This is a genomic window from Caloramator sp. CAR-1 (assembly GCF_030546345.1).
Lineage (GTDB): Bacteria > Bacillota > Clostridia > Clostridiales > Caloramatoraceae > Caloramator > Caloramator australicus.
On the sequence record NZ_JAUONW010000037.1, the window covers coordinates 67991 to 88344 of the forward strand.

The window sequence follows — 20354 nt, forward strand, 5'->3', positions numbered from 1 at the left end:
TTTGATGGATAAATTAAAAGAATTATTAGGGAAAATAAAGGAAAAGTGGACCTCCTTTAATTTAACAAAAAAGGTTTTGGTATTATCTTTAATTACTCTATTTTTTACCGGAATCATATTATCCGCTGTTTATCTTACAAAAGAAAAATATGAAGTCTTATTTTCCAACTTACAGCCGCAGGATTCCCAGGCGATAGTGGAAAAGTTAAAGGAGCAAAAAGTTTCATATAAAATTCAGGGGAATTCAATTTTAGTTCCAAAAAGCAAAGTAGATGAACTAAGGCTCACGGTTTTAGAAAATGGATATTTACCCTCCGATGGGCAAGGATGGAGCCTGTTTGACCAAAGCAAATTTGGCGTTACGGATACAGAGGCCAAAATAATGTATCAAAGGGCCCTTCAGGATGAGCTTGCAAGGACAATTGAGAGTTTTGATGAGGTGGAAAAGGCAAGGGTTCATCTAGTTTTGCCTGATGATACAGTTTTTGCAAGGGACACATCAAAGGCAAGGGCATCTGTAACATTAAAGCTTAAATATAATAAAACGTTATCACAGGATAAAGTTAAGGCTATAGTTGCCTTGGTTTCGGGCAGTGTTAAGGATCTTCCAAAGGAAAACGTTGAGGTCATAGATAGCAATATGAATTTATTATCGGAAAACTTATTCGATGACACTTTAAGCGGAACTTCCTCTGCCCTAAAGCAGAGGGATATAGAAAGGCAGTTTGAAAATCAGCTTGAAAAAGATGTCCTATCGATGCTGGAAACAGTTTTTGGCAAGGATAAGGTTACAGTCAAGATAAATGCTGATATGGATTTTGACTCAAAGTCAATAACTACGATTTCCTATGATAAGGATGCTATAATAAGAAGCCAGCATAAGATAAAGGAATCTTCAAATGACTCATCAGGTGCGGGTGCTGGCTCAAGCCCAATCGATAACAATATGAGTAATACCTTAGCAAATAGTTCTAGCCAATCCTCCAATACCCAAAGGGAAGAGGAACTCACAAACTATGAAGTTGGACAAACTGAGGAAAAGATTATAAAGGCCCCAGGTGAGGTAAAAAGGCTTTCGGTATCAGTTATAATCGATGGAAGCTTAAACGATGCCGAAAAGCAAACTATAAAAAATATAGTGGCTGCAGCAACAGGATATGATGAGGCAAGGGGCGACCAAATAAATATAGAGGCTCTAGCTTTTAATTATGAGGCAAAGGAAAAAGCCCAAAAGGATCTTGAGGAGATTCAAAAACAGTTAGAGCAAAAGGAAAAGATAAAGCAGTATTCATATATCGGTGCAGCAGGTTTAGCTTTACTTTTTGGACTGATTGCATTTATAAGATCAAGTAGAAGGAAGAAAAAAGAAAAAGAATTAGAACAGCAGCATCATTTGGATGTTGTTATTTCCGATGTTTTACCTAAACCTCAAGTGGAATATCAACCTCTTTTAAATGAGGAAGAGGAAATGGATCTTGAAAAGGAAATAAAGAATTATGCATCAAAGAAGCCAGAACAAGTTGTAGAAGTTATCAAAACTTGGCTTGCTGAGGATGAGAGGTGATAGCTTTGCCTAAGGATTCAAACAAGTTAACAGGAGTTCAAAAAGCAGCAATACTATTTATAACCCTTGGTCCTGAAGCCTCGGCACCAATATTAAAAAGACTTCCAGAATCAGAAATACAAAAGATAACCTTTGAAATTGCAAATATGCCTAAGGTTAAAAAGGAAGTAAAGGAAGAGGTTTTAAAGGAATTTGTTAATTTGAATAAAGCAAAGGATTATATCCTTGAAGGTGGATTTGAATATGCAAAGACCCTTTTAAGTAGGGCCTTAGGAACCCAAAAGGCTATAGAAATAATAGAAAAGGTATCAGAGATAACTCAGCAATACAGACCCTTTGGAATCGCAAGAAAGGCTGATGCAACGCAGCTTCTTAATGTAATTATAAATGAACATCCACAAACTATAGCCCTTATTTTATGTTATCTACAACCTGAAAAGGCAGCACAGATATTATCTGGACTTCCTGAGGATCTTCAGGTGGATGTTGCAAAAAGAATTGCAACTATGAACAACACTTCTCCAATGTTTATAGAGGAAGTAGAAGAAATTCTTGAAAAGAAGCTATCAAATGTAATAAGGCCAGATTTTCAGCAAATTGGTGGTATTCAAACCCTTGTTGATATCATCAATAATGTTGATAGAGGAACAGAAAAATCGATACTTGATGAACTTGACAGAGAACAACCAGAACTTGCAGAAAAGATCAGAGAAAGCATGTTTGTATTTGAAGATATCGTTACTCTTGACAATGCTTCAATACAGCGTGTATTACGTGAAGTTGACCAAAAGGATTTAGCCCTTGCACTAAAGGGCGCATCAGAGGAAGTTCAAAACATTATATTCAACAATATGTCAAAGCGTGCTGCACAGTCTTTAAAGGAAGATTTGGAATTTATGGGACCTGTAAGGCTTGTTGATGTTGAAAAGGCACAGCAGGCGATTGTTGCAGTTATAAGAAGACTTGATGAAGCAGGTGAGATTATTGTATCAAGGGGTGGAGATGATGCAATCATACTCTAAGGTTATAAAGTATGGCAAAATAAAGGGTGATGCAGTAATCGCTCCACCCGTTATAGAAAAACTCATAGAGCTACATTCAGATGAAAACAGTCAAGAAAACACAATAGAAACATTAAAGATGGCCATATTAGAGAACGCCCATGAAAGGGCAAGAGGCCTTATTGAAGGGGCAGAAAGGGAAGCAAAAGATATTATAGATAAAGCAAAGGAAAAGGCAAATTCCATATTAGAGGATGCTCAAAAAGAAGGCTATAGCACAGGATACACGAAGGGTTACCAGGAAGGGTATCAGAAAGGCATTGATGAGGCAAAGATTGAGGCACAAAAAATAAAAGAAGAAGTAAATTTATATGCTAAAAATGTTCAAATAGAAATAAAGAATTATATAAAAGAAAAAGAAGATGAAATTATAAAGCTTTCAATCGAAATTGCAAGGCAGATAATAAAATCAGAAATTACGGTAAATAAGGAGGCTATTTTCAACATAGCAAGGAGCATGATTTCAAAATCCTTAGATAAGCGCCAGATAATTTTAAAATTAAATCCAAGGGATTACGCTTTTTTAAAGGGTAGAAGAGATGAACTAGAAATATTTGTTGAAAATCATAATGATTTAATTTTGCTTGCTGATCCTGATGTTCAAGAGGGGGATCTTGTAGCAGAAACTCCTTCAGGTTACATCGATGCAAAAATTGAAAATCAAATAAAGCAAATATTAAATAACCTTTTAAGGAATGATTGATATGCTAAGCTTAAGTTTTGAAGCTTTAATGAAGAAGGTAGCTGAGATAGATACTATAAAACTTACTGGAAAGGTTAAAAAGGTTGTTGGATTAACCATAGAAGTAGAAGGCTTAAAGGCCTTTATTGGGGAAGTTTGCAGAATATTTATTAATAGCGGAAACTTTGTTCTTGCAGAGGTAGTTGGATTTAGGGATAATGGACTACTCTTAATGCCCCTTGGAGATATAACAGGGGTTGCAGTAGGGTGTCCGGTAGAAAACACTGGAAAAACATTGAATGTTAAGGTTGGTCCAACTTTGCTTGGTCAAGTTTTAGACGGCCTTGGAAACCCAATGGACGGATCAAGCTTAGATTATGAAACGGAATATAAGCTTGACAGGGATCCTCCAAATCCATTATTAAGAAGAAAAATAGACACCGTTATGTCAACTGGAATTAGAGCTATTGACGGATTTTTAACTTGTGGAATTGGACAAAGAATTGGTATTTTTGCAGGAAGTGGGGTTGGAAAAAGCACCCTTTTAGGTATGATTGCACGATATAGCGATGCTGATGTTAATGTCATTGGACTTATTGGTGAAAGAGGAAGGGAAGTTAGGGAGTTTATAGAAAATGACCTTGGCGAGGAGGGACTCAAAAAGTCTGTTTTGGTGGTTGCAACTTCCGATCAGCCTCCTTTAGTTAGATTAAAGGGTGCCTTTACTGCAACTGCAATTGCAGAATACTTTAGAGATAAAGGGCTTAAGGTTATGCTTATGATGGACTCTGTTACTCGTTTTGCAATGGCTCAAAGGGAGGTTGGACTTACAATCGGGGAACCGCCGGCTACAAAAGGTTACACTCCATCCGTCTTTGCAATGCTTCCAAGGCTTATGGAAAGGTCAGGAAATTCAGATAAGGGTTCCATAACCGCCTTTTATACTGTTCTTGTTGATGGGGACGACTTTAATGAGCCTATAGCAGACGCTGTCAGAGGTATTTTGGATGGACATATAGTATTATCAAGAAAATTGGCAGGCAAAAACCATTATCCAGCGATAGATGTATTGGCAAGCATATCAAGATTGATGCCACAGATTGCCGATGAGAAATTAAAGGAAAAGGCTAGTGAACTTAGGGATATATTAGCTGTTTACAAAGATTCAGAAGATTTAATTAATATAGGAGCCTATCAGAGGGGTTCTAATCCTAAAATTGATAGAGCCATCCAACTAATTGATAAAATAAACGCCTTTTTGAGGCAGGGAATAAATGAATACAGCGACTATAAAACAACCTATGAAAGAATCCTTTCAATAGGTTAGAAGGTGATTAAATGGATAAATTTAATTTTAAATTACAAAAGGTTTTGGAATTTAAGGAAAGCTATGAAGAAAAGAAAAAGGAAGAATTTTCAATTGAGCTTAGAAACTACTATGAACAGGAAAAAAGGCTAAAGGAACTTACGGAGGAAAGGAAAAAGGCTATAAATAATCCTCCCAAATTTAAAATGATTCTTGATTATCAAGGTTTTTATAGATATTTAGACCTTTTAGAAAAAAGAATAGAAAGGCAAACTCAAGCATTAAACCAGGCAAAGGAAAGGCTTGAAAGGGCAAGGCAAGAGCTTATTAAGGCCACAAAGGATAGAAGCATAATTGAAAAGCTAAAGGAAAAGGCCTATGAAGAATTTTTAGAAGAACAAAGCAAAAAAGAGCAAAGGCTCAACGATGACTATGCTCTTTATTCATACTTAAGGGGAGAAAGGAGGTGAAGATGTGAAGGTTGAGGCTGTAAAGTTAAAGGATCCTAAGTTAGAAGTAAAAGACAAAAATCCAATAAAAGGCGATGACTTTGAAAAGGTTTTGGATAATGCTGCAAATAATCTAGCACTAAGTCAAGGGAAAAACATTGAAAGTAAAAACTTTAAGGAAAGCAATAAATTAAGTGAAAATATCGAAGAAAATGAAAAGGAAGAATTACTTCAAATTACAGATGAAACTATCAATTTGAGCCCCAATGTGCAGCTAATTTTTAATCAAATATTCAATGTAAATGATAAAAATTACAATAAAGATACTTCTTCTGGGGATAATGAAATATCAATATCGGTGCAAACTGATAAACTTAAGCCTACACAAGAAAAAATTGTGTTTCAAGAAAAATTTAATTTAACTAATATTGATATGGATAAAGAAAAGACAGTTGAAAGTGAAGAATTACCTAATTTAATAGCACAAGATGAAATTAAAGAAACGATAACTGATTTTGATGAGTTATTGAAACAAGAAAATATAAATGCAACAACATTAGAAGCATTAGAAGATGAAAAACAAATATTCAACTCAGAAGAAGAAAAATATTGTGAAAAAACAATTTCAATTGAAGAAAAGGATAATGAAATAAAAACAGCTAACTCAAAATTAGATCATATTAAAGATGTAAATATTTTAAATGTTAATCTAGGTAATGAAAAGAAAGCGAAAGGAAATCTTGTTACTTTAAATCAAATAAATGACCATGACATTAAAACAATTGATGTAAAAAGTATGGATGAAAAAGAAACAAACATAGATATTATAGAACCACAGGTAAAGGAAGTGAACGTTCCAATAAGGGAGCTAACAACAAAGCATTTAAAGGACGAGATACAAAGAATAATTTCACCAGCTAAGGCAGAAGAAATAGTAAATATAACAGTAGAAAAATTTAAAAGTCTTAGACTGCCTGATATAACAGAAGTTAAAGTAAAACTAAAGCCAGAGGACCTTGGTGAAATAACTGTAAGGGTTGTTTTAGAAAAGGGAGAAATTAAAGGAAATATAATCGTAGAAAAGAGGGAAGTGGCACTAGTTTTACAAAACAATATTGAAAACATGAAGCAGGAGCTAAGACAAAATAATGTTAATTTATCTAATATTTCGGTTTATCTATCCAGCGATGGGTTTAATGAAAATGCTGGAAGAAACTTTAAGGAATTTGCAAGGCAAAATAAACAACATAGTTTAGATTTTGACTTTGAAGAAGAAATTTTTGAAGAGGAATTAGAAGGAATAAATCTATATGCCTAAGGAGGACTATATGGAGGTTTCAAAGGTTAGCAATTTAAATGATATTGCTACAGTTTCAAAAAAAAGCGATATCCTTGACAAAGATGCCTTTTTGAAGATTTTAACTGTTCAGCTTAGGAATCAAGACCCATTAAATGCAAAGGACAATACAGAATACATTGCCCAAATGGCACAATTTGCTGCATTAGAACAAATGCAGAATCTGAATGCCAATATTCAAAAGCTGCTAATATCACAAAGATTTACAGAGGGAACTATGCTAATTGGCAAGGAAGTTGAAATAATGGTCAATGACAAAGTAATAAAAGAAATTGTAAATGGAGTTAAGGTTGAAGCAAATGAAGTTTACATTAAAACAGAAGGTGGAATGTATAAACTTGATCAAGTAATAGGTGCAGGTGATGTAAAAATTGATAAACAGGATAAGTAGCCAAATAAGTATAAATGATTTTAATAAAAGAATAGAAAAGACAATTGAGTTTTCCAAAATCCTTGAAAAGGCCTGTGAGGAAGTTAAGTTCTCAGGTCATGCAATTGAAAGGTTAAAACAAAGAAACATACAACTTACAAACGAAGATGTAGAAAAAATAAATGGTGCTGTTAGAAAGCTAAAGGACAAAGGGGGTAAAGAAGGGCTTATTGTCTATAATAATATAGCCTTTATTGCAAGTATAAAAAATAATACCGTAATAACTGCTATAGATGCTGAAAATTTAAAGGAAAATGTATTTACCAATATCGATAGTGCCATAATACTTTAGGCTGGACCCGAAAGGGAGGCCTAGTCGTGGAAGGACAGAAGCGACTATTAAAAGGAGGAGTAATATGTTAAGATCATTAAATTCTGGTGTTAGCGGAATGAAGTCAAATCAAATAAAGATGGACGTTATTGGTAATAATATAGCAAATGTAAATACAACTGCCTTTAAAGCACAAAGGGTAACTTTTAAGGATATATTAAGCCAAACTTTAGAAAATGCTTCAGCTCCAACACAAAATTTAGGAGGTTCAAATCCAAAGCAGGCAGGCCTTGGTGTTGCAATAGCAAGTATCGATACAAACATGAATCAAGGTGCTCTTTCGACAACAGGAAGGGCAACTGACCTTGCAATAGAAGGAAATGGATTCTTTGTGATTTCTGATGGAATAGAATACAGATTTACAAGGGATGGAGCCTTTACTTTAGATGCTAATGGAAGCCTTGTAACTTCAGAAGGATTTCATGTTTTAGGTTCATATAATACAGCCTTTTTAGCTGATGTTTATGATCCAGCAAATCCTCCAACAGTAAACGTAGACGAACCAGCCTATGAACCTGAAATAAGTGCAGAAAATTCACCTAATATTACAGAACTTAAAAGTATAGTAATTCCCTTTGAAGCATTAGATGAAAATGGAACAAAACAAAAGCTTTTAAGCTTTTCAATAGATAAGGATGGGACTATTAAAGGTATATATGGCGATAAAACAGTGGTTATAGGTAAGGTTGCCCTTGCAAGTTTTCAAAATCCTGCAGGGCTTGAAAAGCTTGGAGGAAATACTTATAGAAATACAGCCAATTCAGGTGCACCTTCTATAGGACTTCCAGCATCCTCAGGATTTGGAACAGTAAGACAAGGACTTTTAGAAATGTCCAATGTTGATCTTGCAGAACAATTTACAGAAATGATAGTAACAAGCAGAGCCTTTCAGGCAAATTCAAGGACAATAACAACATCAGATGAAATGCTTCAAGAGCTTTTAAATCTAAAGAGATAATGGGGAGTAGCATATGATTAAACTTACAGGCTTTAATAACGTTGCTTTTTATTTGAATTCAGAACTTATTGAAAAAATAGAGATAACTCCTGATACAGTAATAACAACAATAAACGGAAAAAAATATGTAGTTAAAGAATCTCCAGAGGAGATAATCGAAAAAATTATTGCCTTTAAAAGAAAATTCATGTGGAATCTACCGGAGGTAATAAAATGAAAAAAAGTGACTTATCAACAGCGCTAGGATTGGTTTTAGGGTTTTTTGTAGTTTTATATGGTATGATTTCAGGACAGGCCTCGATAAAGGATGGACTTTTAACCTTTTGGGATATTGCCTCTCTTTTTATAACAGTTTTTGGATCCTTTTTTGCGGTTATGATAGCAGTTCCTATGTCAACTATAAAAAAAGTGCCTACAGCAATCAGAAATGCTTTTGTTGATAAACAAGTCCCTGCATCGGAGCTTATAGAAAGATTTGTTGAATTATCAAAAAAAGCACGTAAAGAGGGATTATTATCACTAGAGGATGAAGTTCAAAACATTCAAGATGAATTTTTAAAAAATGGAATACAAATGGTGGTAGATGGAATCGAGCCAGAGATTATAAGAGAAATTATGGAACTTGAAATATCTGAGATGGAGAAAAGACACCAAAGTGTTATTTCCTTTTTTAAACTATGGGGAGCATTGGCTCCAGCCTTTGGTATGATAGGAACATTGGTTGGGCTTATACAAATGCTAAAGAATTTGCAGGATCAGTCAACTCTTGGGCCATCGATGGCGGTGGCCCTGATAACCTCCTTCTATGGGTCTTTGTTGGCAAACCTATTCTTTACTCCTTTGGCAACAAAACTTGAAAATAAAAGCAATGAGGAAATAGGAAGAAGAGAAATGATGATAGAAGGAGTTTTAGCGATTCAATCGGGTGTAAATCCAAGAATAGTGGAAGATAAACTTAAGACTTATTTAGCACCCGAAGAAAGATTGGCGATGTTAAAACAAAATGTTGAAAAGGGTGCGGTGGTATCAAATGAGTAGAAGACGTTTTAAAAAAAGTGAAATAAATGCTGGAGAATGGCTTACAACCTATGCTGACATGATGACGCTGCTTCTTTGCTTTTTCGTTTTGCTCTATGCCTTTTCTACTATGGATACTATTAAGTTTAGAACAATTGTGTTTTCACTTGCTAAAGCCTTTGGAGGTAATGTTAATACTATAACCAGCGGAGGTAATTTAGGACCTGTTCCAGTTAACACAAATCCAGGAATAGAAACTAAAGATAAGGAAAGACAAACGGGAAAGGTTGAATTGGATGTTCAAAGGGGCGAAACTGAAAGGATATATAGAAAGGTTCAAGAGTTTGTCAAAAATAACAAACTTGAAGCTAAAATTACGATAAGGGAAGATATACGGGGAGTTGTAATAGAACTTCAAGAAAAAATATTGTTCGACTCAGGTAAAGCAGATATAAAACCTGAAAGCATTCCATTGCTTTCGAAGATTGCTCAGCTTTTGAGGATGTTTGAAAATGAAATAGTTGTAGAGGGGCATACGGATAATGTTCCAATCAATAGAGGATATTATCAAAGTAATTGGGAGCTTTCAGCAGACAGAGCAGTCAAAGTAGTTAGGTTCTTAGTGGAAAAACAAGGTATTAAGCCGGAAAAGATAACTGCTGTTGGTGCTGGGGAATACCGCCCAATTGCATCTAATGCAACGCCTGAGGGAAGGCAAAAAAATAGAAGGGTTAATATTTTAATTGTTACTAAGCAAAAAGGAGCGAACTGATATGGCAGAAAATAAAGGTGTTTCAAAACTAATGATAATTATCATAATTTTACTTGTTCTTTTAATTGCAGCTGGAGTTTTCTTAGGTTATATGTTTATGACAAAAAACCAAAATGCAACTCCTAAGCCAAAGCCAGAGAAAACTATGGCAATGGATGAATTTGTTGTTAATCTTGCTGATGAAGATATTAGGGTATATATAAAGGCAAAAATATTTTTAGCCTATACAGATACAAAGATTGAAACGGAACTTAAAGACAAAATGCCTCAAATCAGGGATTTAGTTATAACTACGATTAGATTAAAAAAGTCTACAGAATTTGATGGAATAAAACTTGAAAATATAAGAAAGGAACTTATAGGTAAAATCAATTCTAAATTAACATCAGGGCAAATAACTAATGTTTACTTTTATGATATCATAATACAGTAGGTGATTTAATAATGAATTCAGAAACTTTATTTGCTGTCGTCAAACTGGTAATATTTCTTCCAATGATTATATTTTTAATCATTTTATCGGCAAAATATGGGGGAAGATATTTAAATAAATTAGGAAGTGGTAGGTTAATTAAAGTATATGAGAGGGTCCCCCTTAGCCAAAATTCATTTTTGTCTGTTGTTTCAATTGCTGGAAAGCCCTATATAATTTCAAATACTCAAAATGATGTAAAAATACTATTAGAACTTAGCCAAGATGACTTAGAGGTTTACAAAAATAATTTAGAGGGCTTCGATTTTAATCTAATTAGAAGGAAGATGAAGAATGAAAAGGTTCAATAGAGTTTTTCTAATAGTTTTACTAATTTTCATAGCTACGATTGGAATAGCCTTTGCTGCAACACCAAACATTCCAATCCCAAAAGTTAATATTTCAATAGATTCAGCTAAAAATCCTAAGGAATATGTGGATAATATAAAATTATTGATTTTGTTGACTTCTTTAACATTTATTCCAGCAATAGTTCTTCTGATGACAAGCTTTACAAGGATAATTGTAGTTCTTGGGTTTATAAGAAATGCATTGTCCACCCAACAATCTCCACCTAATCAGGTTTTAATTGGACTTGCTTTATTTATGACTTTTTTTATCATGGCTCCAGTTTATAATAAAATAAACAATGAAGCTATTCAGCCATATATAAAGGGTCAAATTTCACAGCAGCAGGCTATAGAAATTGGCAGTAAGCCATTAAAGGATTTTATGTTAAAGCAAACCAGGGAAAAGGATCTTGCTTTATTTTATAATGCAGCTAACATTGAAAAGCCAAAGGACCGATATGATGTTCCCTTTAAAATTCTTATTCCTGCCTTTGTTATAAGTGAACTTAAGACAGCCTTTCAGATGGGATTTATGATCTTCGTTCCTTTTATTGTTATAGATATGGTTGTGGCAAGTATTTTGATGTCGATGGGAATGTTTATGCTTCCGCCGGTTACTATTTCTCTTCCCTTTAAAATACTTTTGTTTGTTTTAGCGGACGGATGGCATTTAGTTGTTAAATCTTTAATCCAAAGCTTTATGTAGGAGTGATCTTATGAGTTTATCCTTTGCCCTTGCAATCGGCAAACAGGCTATGACGGTGGCTCTTATGATTGCAGCACCTGTTTTAATTGCATCAATGGCTGTAGGACTTTTGGTCAGCATATTTCAAGCTGCAACTCAAATACAGGAACAAACATTAACCTTTGTTCCCAAGGTAATAACTGTAATTGTCGTCTTTTTAGTTTTAGGTTCTTGGATGCTAAAAACTTTAATTCAATTTATTCAAACTATGCTTAGCAATATAATTTTAATTGTAAAATAGGTGGTATATTCTATGAATGAATTTTTGATTCTATTTTTAGCTTCAGTAAGGATAATTGCAATGCTTATGTCATCACCTATTTTTTCAATAAGGCAAATTCCAACAATAGTTAAGATGGGACTTTCTTTAATATTATCCTTATTGGTTACAGCAAATATTAAAATTCCAACCTATCAATTTATAAATAATAATTTTGATCTTGTGTTTTTTATATTTAGAGAAATAGCTATTGGAGTTTCAATAGGGTATATATCTACTTTGATATTTAATGCCATAAGAGTTTCAGCACAAATAATGGATTTTAATGTAGGTTTTTCAATGTCGCAATACTTTGACCCATCAACTTCAGGAAGTTCCACACCCCTTGAGAGGTTTTTTAACTGGTTTGCAATAGTTATATTTGTAACTTTAAATTTTCATCATATATTATTATCGGCAATAATAAAAAGTTTTGAAGTGGTTCCCTTAGGAATTTTAAAGATTAATTCCAATATCTTTATTGTAATTTTAGATGTATTTGCTAAAAGCTTTTATATTGCGATGCAACTTGCAGCTCCAGTTGTTATAGTGGTTTTTCTAACTGATTTTACTTTAGGACTTATAAATAGAGCTGTTCCACAAATAAATATATTTCTTTTAAGTTTGCCAGTAAAAACCCTTGTCGGCTTATTTGCAGTATCTGTGATTTTACCGGGGCTAACCCATATATATATAAAACTATTTGAAAGTTTATCAGGGGATTTAGTAAAACTTTTTAACACTCTGCCTTTTATAGTTCTGATGGCATCGGAGGATAAAACTGAAGAAGCAAGCCCAAAGAAGTTGCAGGATGCAAGGAAAAAGGGGCAGGTGGCAAAGAGCATCGATTTAACTTCATCCATTGTTCTTCTTGGCGTTATGTTTTTGTTTTTGGTGTTTGGACAAAGCTTATATTTGAATGGAAGAAAATTTTTAATAGAGACATTTAATCTGATAACAAAGGAAGATATGAGTATTCAGCAAGTTAAGATTATAGCCTTATATGTTTTAAAGAATGCATCAATAGTTGCACTTCCTTTTTTGCTTACAATAATGGTTCTTGGAATTTTAGCCAATATCCTTCAAATTGGTTTTTTATTTACAACAGAAAATTTGAAGTTTGGTTTTGACAAACTAAATCCATTGAACGGATTTAAAAGATTGTTTTCTAAAAGATCCATTGTTGAACTTATTAAGTCAATGCTTAAAATTATAATTATTATGTATTTAACCTTTAGCTATTTGAGAAACAACCTATTTGAAATATTAAAGACCAGCGATTTGAATCCCTTTGGAATTTATCCTTTTGTAAAGAGTATTACTGATAAACAAATGACAAGACTAGTTGTATTTTTAATAATTGTTGGAGTTGCTGATTTTATATTTCAAAAAAGACAACTTAAAAAGGATTTGATGATGACAAAACAGGAGGTTAAGGAGGAATTAAAACAAACTGAAGGGGATCCACAAATTAAATCTCGAATAAGACAAAAGCAAAGGGAAATGGCAATGAAGAGAATGATGCATGAGATCCCAAAGGCAACGGTAGTCGTAACTAATCCAACTCATTTTGCTGTTGCAATAAAATATGAAAGGAATAAGGATTTTGCACCAATAGTTGTTGCAAAGGGTGCGGATCTTATCGCAAAAAAAATTAAAGATATTGCAAAGGAAAGCGATGTTCCCATAGTTGAAAATAAAATTTTGGCACGAACTTTATATTATAAAGTAGAAATAAACGAAACGGTTCCAGTTGAGCTTTATCAAGCAGTTGCTGAAATTATAGCATATGTTTACAGTATTAGAGGGATGTGATGGCTAGATGTTCAAGGAAAAGAATTTAAAGGCAAATATAGATGTTTTAATAGCCTTTGTAATTATTTTAATAGTTTTAATGATAATTATTCCACTGCCAACATGGCTTCTTGACATATTTCTTGCTCTAAACATGTCGATAAGTTTAGTAATTTTGCTTTTAACTATGTTTACAACCGAAGTTCTGGAGTTTTCTGTTTTTCCAACCCTACTACTAATTACGACTCTTTTTAGATTAGGACTTAATATCTCCTCGACAAGATTAATTCTTGGACAAGGACAAGCGGGACAAATAATTGAAGCCTTTGGTAACTTTGTTGTTGGTGGTAATTACGTTGTAGGATTCATTCTTTTTATAATCATAGTTGTTATTCAATTTGTAGTTATCACCAATGGTGCAGGCAGAGTTGCTGAAGTTGCAGCAAGATTTACACTTGATGCTATGCCAGGAAAACAAATGAGCATAGATGCAGACTTAAACGCAGGCATTATAACAGAAGAAGAGGCAAAACAGCGAAGAAAAAAATTACAGCAAGAGGCAGATTTTTACGGGGCTATGGATGGTGCCAGCAAATTCGTTAAAGGTGATGCCATAGCTGGTGTTGTTATTGTTTTAATTAATATTATCGGTGGTGTTTTAATAGGAAGTATTTTTGGAGGTTTATCTGCCTTTGATGCGTTGAAAAAATATGCTCTTTTAACCGTAGGTGATGGTCTTGTAAGTCAGATTCCTGCCCTTTTAATTTCAACAGCATCAGGTATTATTGTTACAAGATCAGCAGGGGATTCAACCCTTGGTAAGGAACTTGCAGGGCAATTTACTTCATACCCTAAGGTTTTAGGTATTGCCAGTGCAATTTTAGCGATTTTAGGGTTAATCCCATCATTACCTAATTTACTCTTTCTATCGCTATCTGCAGCTTGCGGTTTTTCATCATATGTCCTAACAAAAGATAGTAAAGGTGAGATGAATTTAGAAACTAAAATTGAAGATATAAAACCTGAAAAAAGAGAACCGGAAAACGTTATGCAATATCTTAATGTAGAGCCTTTAGAAATAGAGATAGGGTATGGACTAATACCCCTTGCAGATGTTTCATCGGGAGGAGATCTTTTAGATAGAATAGCAGGCGTTAGAAGGCAACTTGCCCTTGAAATGGGAATAATCGTTCAGCCTATAAGAATCAGGGATAATCTTCAGCTTGCAACAAACGAATATGCTATCAAAATAAAAGGGACAGTCGTTGGAAAGGGAGAAATATTAGTTAATCATTATCTTGCAATAGATGTATTAGGGGATGGAATTCCAATTGAAGGAATCAAAACTGTTGACCCAACCTTTGGTTTACCTGCAGTTTGGATTCCTGACAATAGAAAGGAAGAGGCTGAAATTTTAGGAATAACAGTAGTGGATCCTACGACTGTTTTAGTAACTCATCTTACTGAAATTATTAAAAAACATGCCCATGAGCTTTTAGGAAGACAGGAAGTTAAAATGATTATTGATAATATAAAGGAAAATTATAGTGCAGTTGTTGAGGAATTGATACCTGGACTTTTATCTATAGGTGAGGTTCAAAAGGTTCTTCAAAATCTTTTAAAGGAAAGAGTGCCAATTAGGGATCTTGTTACTATACTTGAAACATTGGCTGATCACGCTGTAAACACAAGGGACATAGAACTTTTAACTGAATACGTAAGGATTTCCCTTGGAAGAACTATATGCAAAAATCTTGTAGATGAAAATAACACGATAAGGCTTTTAACTTTGCATCCGTCCCTTGAGCAGCTTATTTCAGATAATATTCAAAAGTCTTTCCAAGGATCATATCCAGCCTTGGATCCTGATACTACAAGGAGGATATTTGAGGCAGTTCAGAGATTGATGGAGATTAGCGACTTTTATAATGGTCAACCTGTAATTTTATGTTCTCCTAAAATAAGACCAGCCTTTAGAAGGATGACCGAACTCGTATTTCCTAATTTATTCGTTTTATCGATGAATGAAATTCCTGCAGACGTTCAGATTGAGTCATTAGGGATGGTGAGCATATGATTGTAAAAAGATATATAGTAGATAATATGCAGGAGGCAATGGTGAAGATAAGATATGAACTTGGAAATGATGCCGTTATTGTTAGTCAAAGAAAAATTAGGCAAAAAGGCTTTTTAGGATTTTTTAAGCCTAAAAAAATAGAGGTTACAGCAGCAGCTGATGATAAGGATAAAAAGAGTTCAAAACATGCTGTTTCAAGTGATATTGAAAAGGAAATAGCAGAACTAAAAAATATGGTAGAGAATTTAGTTAAAAACAACAAAGAAACAAAAGGAACGAAAAAATCACAAAAAATAAGGATAAAGGAAAATCTATTGAATAATGATGTCCCTGAGGAAATTATAGAGAATATAATTGAATCTATTAAAAAAGAAAATGGTGACGGTAAAATAAATGCTAAAAATCTAGAAAAATTGCTAATTAAGTATACCAGGGAATTACTTAAAGAGGATGATAAAACTGATTCAAGAGTTCAGGCTTTTGTCGGACCAACTGGTGTTGGAAAAACGACAACTGTAGCAAAGCTTGCAAGTTTATATTCTTTATATAGGAACAAAAAAGTTGGACTTATTACTATAGATACCTATAGAATTGGAGCCGTTGAGCAGTTAAAAGCCTATGCGGAAATATTAAATATTCCTTTTGGTGTAATATATTCTATTAAAGATATTCCAAATGTTTTAAACCAGATGAAGGAATGTGATATAATATTAGTTGATACAACTGGAAGAAGTAGTAAAAATGCTATGCAAATAGCAGAAACCAAAAAATTTATCGAAGAAATAAAGCCAGATAAAATAAGCCTTGTTCTTAGTGTAACAACAAAACAAAGGGATATAAAATCTATCATAGAAAATTATAAAATGCTTGATTATAACAATATCATCTTAACCAAGCTTGATGAAACTGATATTTATGGTAGTATCCTAACAGCAGCTTATTACAGCAAAAAACCAATTTCTTATATTACTGTTGGACAAAATGTTCCAGATGATATTGAAGAAGCCAACTCTGATAAACTCATTAAGCTTGTTTTGGGGGAATAAATTATGGATCAGGCAGAAAAATTAAGAAGGCTTGTTAATGACAAAACAACACAAAAGAAAAATAAATTCCGAGTAATAACCGTAACAAGTGGTAAAGGCGGAGTTGGCAAGTCAAGCTTTGTTGTAAATTTGGCAGTAGCATTGAAATTAAGGGGACTTAAAGTTGCAATACTTGATGCTGATATAGGAATGGCAAATGTGGACATTATGTATGGAGTAAAATCAAAATATAGTTTGTTTGATTTAGTTTTTAATAACAAAAATATCAATGAAATAATTGAGTTGACTCAAGAAGGTGTTAAAATAATACCAGGTGGTTCCGGACTTAAGGATATTGTTGATTTGAATGAAGAACAAAGAGCGAGATTAATTAAAGAATTTGAAAAATTAGATGATATTGATATTTTAATTGTTGATACGGGAGCAGGAGTTTCAAAAACTATACTAAACTTTGTTGCAATTTCAGATGAAGTTATTGTAATAACAACTCCGGAACCTACGGCATTAACAGATGCCTATAGTTTAATTAAAATAATAAAGAATAAATTTCAAGATGCTAATATAAACGTTGTTATAAATAAAGTAAAAAATATAAAGGAAGCACGAGAAACCTTCGAAAAGTTAAGCAATACTGTTAATGTGTTTTTGAAGTCAAAGATAAACTATAGGGGATTTTTATTCGAAGATAAAAAAGTTCCTATATCCATTATTGAACAAAGACCATATCTAATTAGTTTTCCTAAAACTGAGGCTAGTATGTGCATAATGAAGATAGCTTCAGATGTTATAGGACTTGAAAAGGAAAATAAAAACAATACAATTAAAGATGTATTTTTTAAACTTTTCGGAAGGATGGGGTTAGGTTCATGAATGGACTAAATGTAAACCTTAAAATTGGACAAAAAATTGATGTTATCCAGGATGGAATAACCTTTGTCAGCAAAATTCAAGATATTAACGAGAATTTCTTATTAATAGATGTTCCCGTTGCTGGTAATAGATATTTTATAGCTCATCATGGTAGAGTTATTGAATTTTATGTTCCAAACGAAAAGGACGTTACTAAATGTAGAGCTATAATTTTAGGTAAAAAAAGAGAAAACAACATCGAGATGCTTGTTTTAAGTTTACCAGAAGTGATTGAAAAGGTTCAAAGAAGAGAATACTTTAGGCTTCCAATTACTATGGAAATTAAGTATTCTATATTGCCTCAGGATAAAAGATTTTTCGATTTAAAGGATGTTCCAGCTTTATATTACAAACAATTACAAAAAGGTTTAACGGTAGATATCAGCGGGGGAGGAATAAAAATCTTAACAAAGGAGAAGGCACCATCAGGGAATAATGTATTGCTTTTATTAACTATCCCCCATGAAGTTATGATTTTGGCTTCGGTTGTAAGAACTGAGGATGTTGATAATAAAAATTTTAAGCTTGCCTTAAAATATGAAAACATCGACGAAAAGACAAGGGATAGTATAATAAAGTTTATATTTAATAAAATGAGGGAACAACTTAAGCTCTTGAAATAGAGGTGAAATAATGAAATGTTATAAACAATTCGATGAAAGAGAGGAAATGATTTTAAGGTATCTTCCCTATGTAAAATATATAGCTTCTCGCCTTGTTGCAGGAAAGCCTCCTGGAGTTGAGTTCGAGGATCTTGTAAGCTATGGGATTATAGGACTAATCGATGCTATTGAAAAGTTTGATCCAACAAAGGGAATAAAGTTTGAAACCTATGCCACCTTAAGAATTAAAGGGGCAATCATTGATGAACTTAGAAAGATAAGTTGGATACCAAAAAGTGCAGTTTCAAAACTTTCCCTCCTTAATCAGGCAAGGGAAGAATTAGAATCTAGTCTTAACAGAGAGCCAACAGACAAAGAGCTAGCTGATAAATTAAATATTTCTGAAGAGGAACTTAAAACTATAGAATCCTATGTAAATTATGTATCTTTAGTATCCTTAGAGGAAATATTTTTTAAATCAGATGAAGAGGACATGCAGGTTAAGGATTTTGTTGAGGATGCAAACAGCCCACACCCTGAGACCATTGTAGAAAATGAAGAAAGGCTTAAGATTTTGCGGGAAGCTATTTCAATGCTTCCAGAGAAGGATAAATTGATTTTAAATCTATATTATTTTGAAAAACTTACTTTAAAGGAGATAGGGAAGATTTTGGAGGTGTCGGAATCCAGGGTATCACAGCTTCATAGTAGAGCTATTATCCGCCTAAGGGAAAATTTAAAAAGACTTAAATATATATTGGAGGAATAGTAATGAATTTTATCCTAATTATATTAGGTCTACTATTTATTTATTTAAGTTTTTTGATAAAAAAATTAAAACCTAAGGAAATAATGGGAATAAATCCAATAATGGACTTTGAAAATATAATTTCTGAAAAATTATATTATGAGGAAAATAAATTAGCTTTAAAGGAAATTAAAGAAACCCTGATGGAAATTCTAGATAGAATTGAAAATGTTGAGCTTTCTTTAATTTCTTTAGGTGAAGAAATAGAAAATCTAAAAAAGGATGAAATTAAAGAGGAAAAGACAACCATTAAAGATGCTAAAGCTGTAGAAACAAATGAAATGGACGGAAAGGATATCAATGACAAAATTTATGAAATGACACTGGCTGGTTTAACAGTAGACGAGATTAGTTCAAAACTAAATTTAGGAAAGGGTGAGGTTCTATTAAGGCTTGGTTTAATGAAGGCAAGAAAATAAATTGGAAAGCAATTTATGATATAATATTAGATAGCAGATTTGTTTTGGGACTAGGAATTGGATTAATTATATCAGGTATACTTTATACCTTTTATAGACCTACTAATATTTCAAAAGAAAAGATAGAAATCATGGCAAGGGAACTTGGAATGAGATATCCTGATGAGATAAAGGCTTACTTTGAAAATGATAAAAAGTGAGGGATTCTTATGTTAAGGGGATTATATACTGCTGCCTCAGGCATGATCACAAGGCAAATTCAAAGTGAAAATTTGAGTAACAATGTTTCTAATATAAATACTCCTGGATATAAAAAGCAAAAGGTGGTTTTAAAATCCTTTGAGGAGATGATTGTCCAAAATAAGGATAAACAAATTGGGAATAAGAACTTTAAAAGAAACATTGGGAGCTTAGAGCTTGGAGTTGGGATAGCTGATACGGTTGTTGATTTTGGACAAGGAGTTTTAGAAAAAACGGATAGGAATTTAGATTTTGCGATAGATGGGAATGGATTTTTTGTATTAACAAATGAAAACAATGAAAAAAGATATACCCGAGATGGTAGATTTTTAATAGACGAAAGGGGATTTTTAAAGCATTCATCTGGCTTGTATGTGCTGGGTGCTGATAATAAACCTATAAGGGTTAACACGGATAATATAGATGTTAACCAATTAAAATTAATGATTGTTGATTTTGAAGATAAAGCAAGCCTTAAAAAGGATAAAGAAGGTGTGTTTATAGCAGCATCAGAAGGAAAAGCAGTAAATGCTCATATAAAGCAAGGATATCTTGAAAAATCCAATGTAGATGCAATAGAAGTCATTACGGAAATGATTAGTATAATGAGAAGCTATGAATCGAATCAGAAGGTTATTCAATCATTAGATGAAACGCTGAATAAAACGGTTAATGAAATTGGGAGTATTAAATAAGTAGGTGAGTA

At 33.2% G+C, this 20354-nt stretch carries 25 protein-coding genes; all 25 read left to right on the forward strand.

The features are described from left to right. Positions 1–4 precede the first annotated feature (4 nt). The 25 genes from fliF to Q3V94_RS10195 all read left to right on the forward strand — a co-directional run bounded on the left by fliF (position 5) and on the right by Q3V94_RS10195 (position 20343). Positions 5–1564: a flagellar basal-body MS-ring/collar protein FliF gene (gene fliF, locus Q3V94_RS10075; protein WP_303527371.1), complete on the forward strand. Its 1560-nt coding sequence runs from the start codon at positions 5–7 to the stop codon at positions 1562–1564. A gap of 5 nt (positions 1565–1569) precedes the next feature. After that, entirely contained in the window at positions 1570–2586 is a 1017-nt protein-coding gene (fliG, locus tag Q3V94_RS10080; protein ID WP_303527374.1) for a flagellar motor switch protein FliG, read from the forward strand. Then, positions 2567–3328 carry a FliH/SctL family protein gene (locus Q3V94_RS10085; RefSeq protein ID WP_303527375.1) on the forward strand — a complete coding sequence of 254 codons (762 nt, stop codon included), beginning with the start codon at positions 2567–2569 and terminating at the stop codon, positions 3326–3328. Before fliG ends, Q3V94_RS10085 begins: the two co-directional genes overlap by 20 nt. 1 nt (position 3329) lies before the next feature. Next, entirely contained in the window at positions 3330–4634 is a 1305-nt protein-coding gene (gene fliI / locus Q3V94_RS10090; protein WP_303527376.1) for a flagellar protein export ATPase FliI, read from the forward strand. 11 nt (positions 4635–4645) lie between these two features. Then, the gene (gene fliJ / locus Q3V94_RS10095) at positions 4646–5083 is read left to right on the forward strand and encodes a flagellar export protein FliJ (RefSeq protein WP_303527377.1); all 438 of its coding nucleotides are present in this window, start codon (positions 4646–4648) and stop codon (positions 5081–5083) included. A 4-nt stretch (positions 5084–5087) separates the two neighbouring features. Beyond that, positions 5088–6380, forward strand: a complete 1293-nt coding sequence (locus Q3V94_RS10100) for a flagellar hook-length control protein FliK (protein WP_303527379.1) — start codon at positions 5088–5090, stop codon at positions 6378–6380. A gap of 10 nt (positions 6381–6390) precedes the next feature. Then, the gene (locus tag Q3V94_RS10105) at positions 6391–6810 is read left to right on the forward strand and encodes a flagellar hook capping FlgD N-terminal domain-containing protein (RefSeq protein ID WP_303527382.1); all 420 of its coding nucleotides are present in this window, start codon (positions 6391–6393) and stop codon (positions 6808–6810) included. Beyond that, a complete protein-coding gene (locus Q3V94_RS10110; protein ID WP_303527384.1) occupies positions 6791–7141 on the forward strand; it encodes a TIGR02530 family flagellar biosynthesis protein in 351 nt (116 codons plus the stop codon). Before Q3V94_RS10105 ends, Q3V94_RS10110 begins: the two co-directional genes overlap by 20 nt. A gap of 64 nt (positions 7142–7205) precedes the next feature. Then, on the forward strand, positions 7206–8138 hold the full coding sequence (locus Q3V94_RS10115; RefSeq protein ID WP_303527386.1) for a flagellar hook-basal body complex protein: 933 nt from the start codon (positions 7206–7208) through the stop codon (positions 8136–8138). Between the two features lie 13 nt (positions 8139–8151). Next, complete coding sequence (locus Q3V94_RS10120; protein ID WP_008907885.1) at positions 8152–8355, forward strand: flagellar FlbD family protein; 204 nt, start codon at positions 8152–8154, stop codon at positions 8353–8355. After that, positions 8352–9176 carry a motility protein A gene (locus tag Q3V94_RS10125; protein WP_303527388.1) on the forward strand — a complete coding sequence of 275 codons (825 nt, stop codon included), beginning with the start codon at positions 8352–8354 and terminating at the stop codon, positions 9174–9176. Before Q3V94_RS10120 ends, Q3V94_RS10125 begins: the two co-directional genes overlap by 4 nt. After that, complete coding sequence (locus tag Q3V94_RS10130; RefSeq protein ID WP_303527390.1) at positions 9169–9927, forward strand: OmpA family protein; 759 nt, start codon at positions 9169–9171, stop codon at positions 9925–9927. The genes Q3V94_RS10125 and Q3V94_RS10130 overlap by 8 nt, the downstream gene beginning before the upstream one ends. A 1-nt stretch (position 9928) precedes the next feature. Then, positions 9929–10360: a flagellar basal body-associated protein FliL gene (fliL, locus tag Q3V94_RS10135; RefSeq protein ID WP_008907888.1), complete on the forward strand. Its 432-nt coding sequence runs from the start codon at positions 9929–9931 to the stop codon at positions 10358–10360. A gap of 11 nt (positions 10361–10371) precedes the next feature. Further along, positions 10372–10710: a flagellar biosynthetic protein FliO gene (locus tag Q3V94_RS10140; RefSeq protein ID WP_303527393.1), complete on the forward strand. Its 339-nt coding sequence runs from the start codon at positions 10372–10374 to the stop codon at positions 10708–10710. Beyond that, positions 10694–11455, forward strand: coding sequence for a flagellar type III secretion system pore protein FliP (gene fliP / locus Q3V94_RS10145; RefSeq protein WP_303527395.1), 762 nt, complete (start codon positions 10694–10696; stop codon positions 11453–11455). Before Q3V94_RS10140 ends, fliP begins: the two co-directional genes overlap by 17 nt. Before the next feature lie 10 nt (positions 11456–11465). Beyond that, positions 11466–11735 (forward strand): flagellar biosynthesis protein FliQ, encoded by a 270-nt coding sequence (gene fliQ / locus Q3V94_RS10150; protein WP_274767680.1) that lies wholly within the window; start codon positions 11466–11468, stop codon positions 11733–11735. A 12-nt stretch (positions 11736–11747) separates the two neighbouring features. Then, entirely contained in the window at positions 11748–13568 is a 1821-nt protein-coding gene (gene flhB / locus Q3V94_RS10155; RefSeq protein ID WP_303527398.1) for a flagellar biosynthesis protein FlhB, read from the forward strand. Positions 13569–13575: 7 nt separating this feature from the next. After that, positions 13576–15624 (forward strand): flagellar biosynthesis protein FlhA, encoded by a 2049-nt coding sequence (gene flhA / locus Q3V94_RS10160; protein ID WP_303527400.1) that lies wholly within the window; start codon positions 13576–13578, stop codon positions 15622–15624. Beyond that, positions 15621–16670 (forward strand): flagellar biosynthesis protein FlhF, encoded by a 1050-nt coding sequence (gene flhF, locus Q3V94_RS10165; protein WP_303527403.1) that lies wholly within the window; start codon positions 15621–15623, stop codon positions 16668–16670. The genes flhA and flhF overlap by 4 nt, the downstream gene beginning before the upstream one ends. A gap of 3 nt (positions 16671–16673) precedes the next feature. Next, on the forward strand, positions 16674–17540 hold the full coding sequence (locus Q3V94_RS10170; protein ID WP_274767681.1) for a MinD/ParA family protein: 867 nt from the start codon (positions 16674–16676) through the stop codon (positions 17538–17540). Further along, positions 17537–18202 carry a flagellar brake protein gene (locus Q3V94_RS10175; protein WP_303527407.1) on the forward strand — a complete coding sequence of 222 codons (666 nt, stop codon included), beginning with the start codon at positions 17537–17539 and terminating at the stop codon, positions 18200–18202. The genes Q3V94_RS10170 and Q3V94_RS10175 overlap by 4 nt, the downstream gene beginning before the upstream one ends. A 10-nt stretch (positions 18203–18212) precedes the next feature. After that, a complete protein-coding gene (locus Q3V94_RS10180; RefSeq protein ID WP_274767685.1) occupies positions 18213–18950 on the forward strand; it encodes a FliA/WhiG family RNA polymerase sigma factor in 738 nt (245 codons plus the stop codon). A 2-nt stretch (positions 18951–18952) separates the two neighbouring features. Next, positions 18953–19408, forward strand: coding sequence for a hypothetical protein (locus Q3V94_RS10185; RefSeq protein ID WP_303527411.1), 456 nt, complete (start codon positions 18953–18955; stop codon positions 19406–19408). A gap of 44 nt (positions 19409–19452) precedes the next feature. Continuing rightward, a complete protein-coding gene (locus Q3V94_RS10190) occupies positions 19453–19608 on the forward strand; it encodes a flagellar protein (protein WP_274767687.1) in 156 nt (51 codons plus the stop codon). A gap of 9 nt (positions 19609–19617) precedes the next feature. Further along, the gene (locus Q3V94_RS10195) at positions 19618–20343 is read left to right on the forward strand and encodes a flagellar hook-basal body complex protein (RefSeq protein ID WP_303527414.1); all 726 of its coding nucleotides are present in this window, start codon (positions 19618–19620) and stop codon (positions 20341–20343) included. Positions 20344–20354 lie beyond the last annotated feature (11 nt).

Excerpts from the sequence above, each read along its gene's own strand:
- fliF (WP_303527371.1), top strand. The coding sequence starts at position 5 with ATGGATAAATTAAAAGAATTATTAGGGAAAATAAAGGAAAAGTGGACC.
- Q3V94_RS10085 (WP_303527375.1), top strand. The coding sequence starts at position 2,567 with ATGATGCAATCATACTCTAAGGTTATAAAGTATGGCAAAATAAAGGGT.
- fliI (WP_303527376.1), top strand. The coding sequence starts at position 3,330 with ATGCTAAGCTTAAGTTTTGAAGCTTTAATGAAGAAGGTAGCTGAGATA.
- fliJ (WP_303527377.1), top strand. The coding sequence starts at position 4,646 with ATGGATAAATTTAATTTTAAATTACAAAAGGTTTTGGAATTTAAGGAA.
- Q3V94_RS10105 (WP_303527382.1), top strand. The coding sequence starts at position 6,391 with ATGGAGGTTTCAAAGGTTAGCAATTTAAATGATATTGCTACAGTTTCA.
- Q3V94_RS10115 (WP_303527386.1), top strand. The coding sequence starts at position 7,206 with ATGTTAAGATCATTAAATTCTGGTGTTAGCGGAATGAAGTCAAATCAA.
- Q3V94_RS10120 (WP_008907885.1), top strand. The coding sequence starts at position 8,152 with ATGATTAAACTTACAGGCTTTAATAACGTTGCTTTTTATTTGAATTCA.
- Q3V94_RS10125 (WP_303527388.1), top strand. The coding sequence starts at position 8,352 with ATGAAAAAAAGTGACTTATCAACAGCGCTAGGATTGGTTTTAGGGTTT.
- Q3V94_RS10130 (WP_303527390.1), top strand. The coding sequence starts at position 9,169 with ATGAGTAGAAGACGTTTTAAAAAAAGTGAAATAAATGCTGGAGAATGG.
- fliL (WP_008907888.1), top strand. The coding sequence starts at position 9,929 with ATGGCAGAAAATAAAGGTGTTTCAAAACTAATGATAATTATCATAATT.
- Q3V94_RS10140 (WP_303527393.1), top strand. The coding sequence starts at position 10,372 with ATGAATTCAGAAACTTTATTTGCTGTCGTCAAACTGGTAATATTTCTT.
- fliP (WP_303527395.1), top strand. The coding sequence starts at position 10,694 with ATGAAAAGGTTCAATAGAGTTTTTCTAATAGTTTTACTAATTTTCATA.
- fliQ (WP_274767680.1), top strand. The coding sequence starts at position 11,466 with ATGAGTTTATCCTTTGCCCTTGCAATCGGCAAACAGGCTATGACGGTG.
- flhB (WP_303527398.1), top strand. The coding sequence starts at position 11,748 with ATGAATGAATTTTTGATTCTATTTTTAGCTTCAGTAAGGATAATTGCA.
- flhA (WP_303527400.1), top strand. The coding sequence starts at position 13,576 with ATGTTCAAGGAAAAGAATTTAAAGGCAAATATAGATGTTTTAATAGCC.
- flhF (WP_303527403.1), top strand. The coding sequence starts at position 15,621 with ATGATTGTAAAAAGATATATAGTAGATAATATGCAGGAGGCAATGGTG.
- Q3V94_RS10170 (WP_274767681.1), top strand. The coding sequence starts at position 16,674 with ATGGATCAGGCAGAAAAATTAAGAAGGCTTGTTAATGACAAAACAACA.
- Q3V94_RS10175 (WP_303527407.1), top strand. The coding sequence starts at position 17,537 with ATGAATGGACTAAATGTAAACCTTAAAATTGGACAAAAAATTGATGTT.
- Q3V94_RS10180 (WP_274767685.1), top strand. The coding sequence starts at position 18,213 with ATGAAATGTTATAAACAATTCGATGAAAGAGAGGAAATGATTTTAAGG.
- Q3V94_RS10185 (WP_303527411.1), top strand. The coding sequence starts at position 18,953 with ATGAATTTTATCCTAATTATATTAGGTCTACTATTTATTTATTTAAGT.
- Q3V94_RS10195 (WP_303527414.1), top strand. The coding sequence starts at position 19,618 with ATGTTAAGGGGATTATATACTGCTGCCTCAGGCATGATCACAAGGCAA.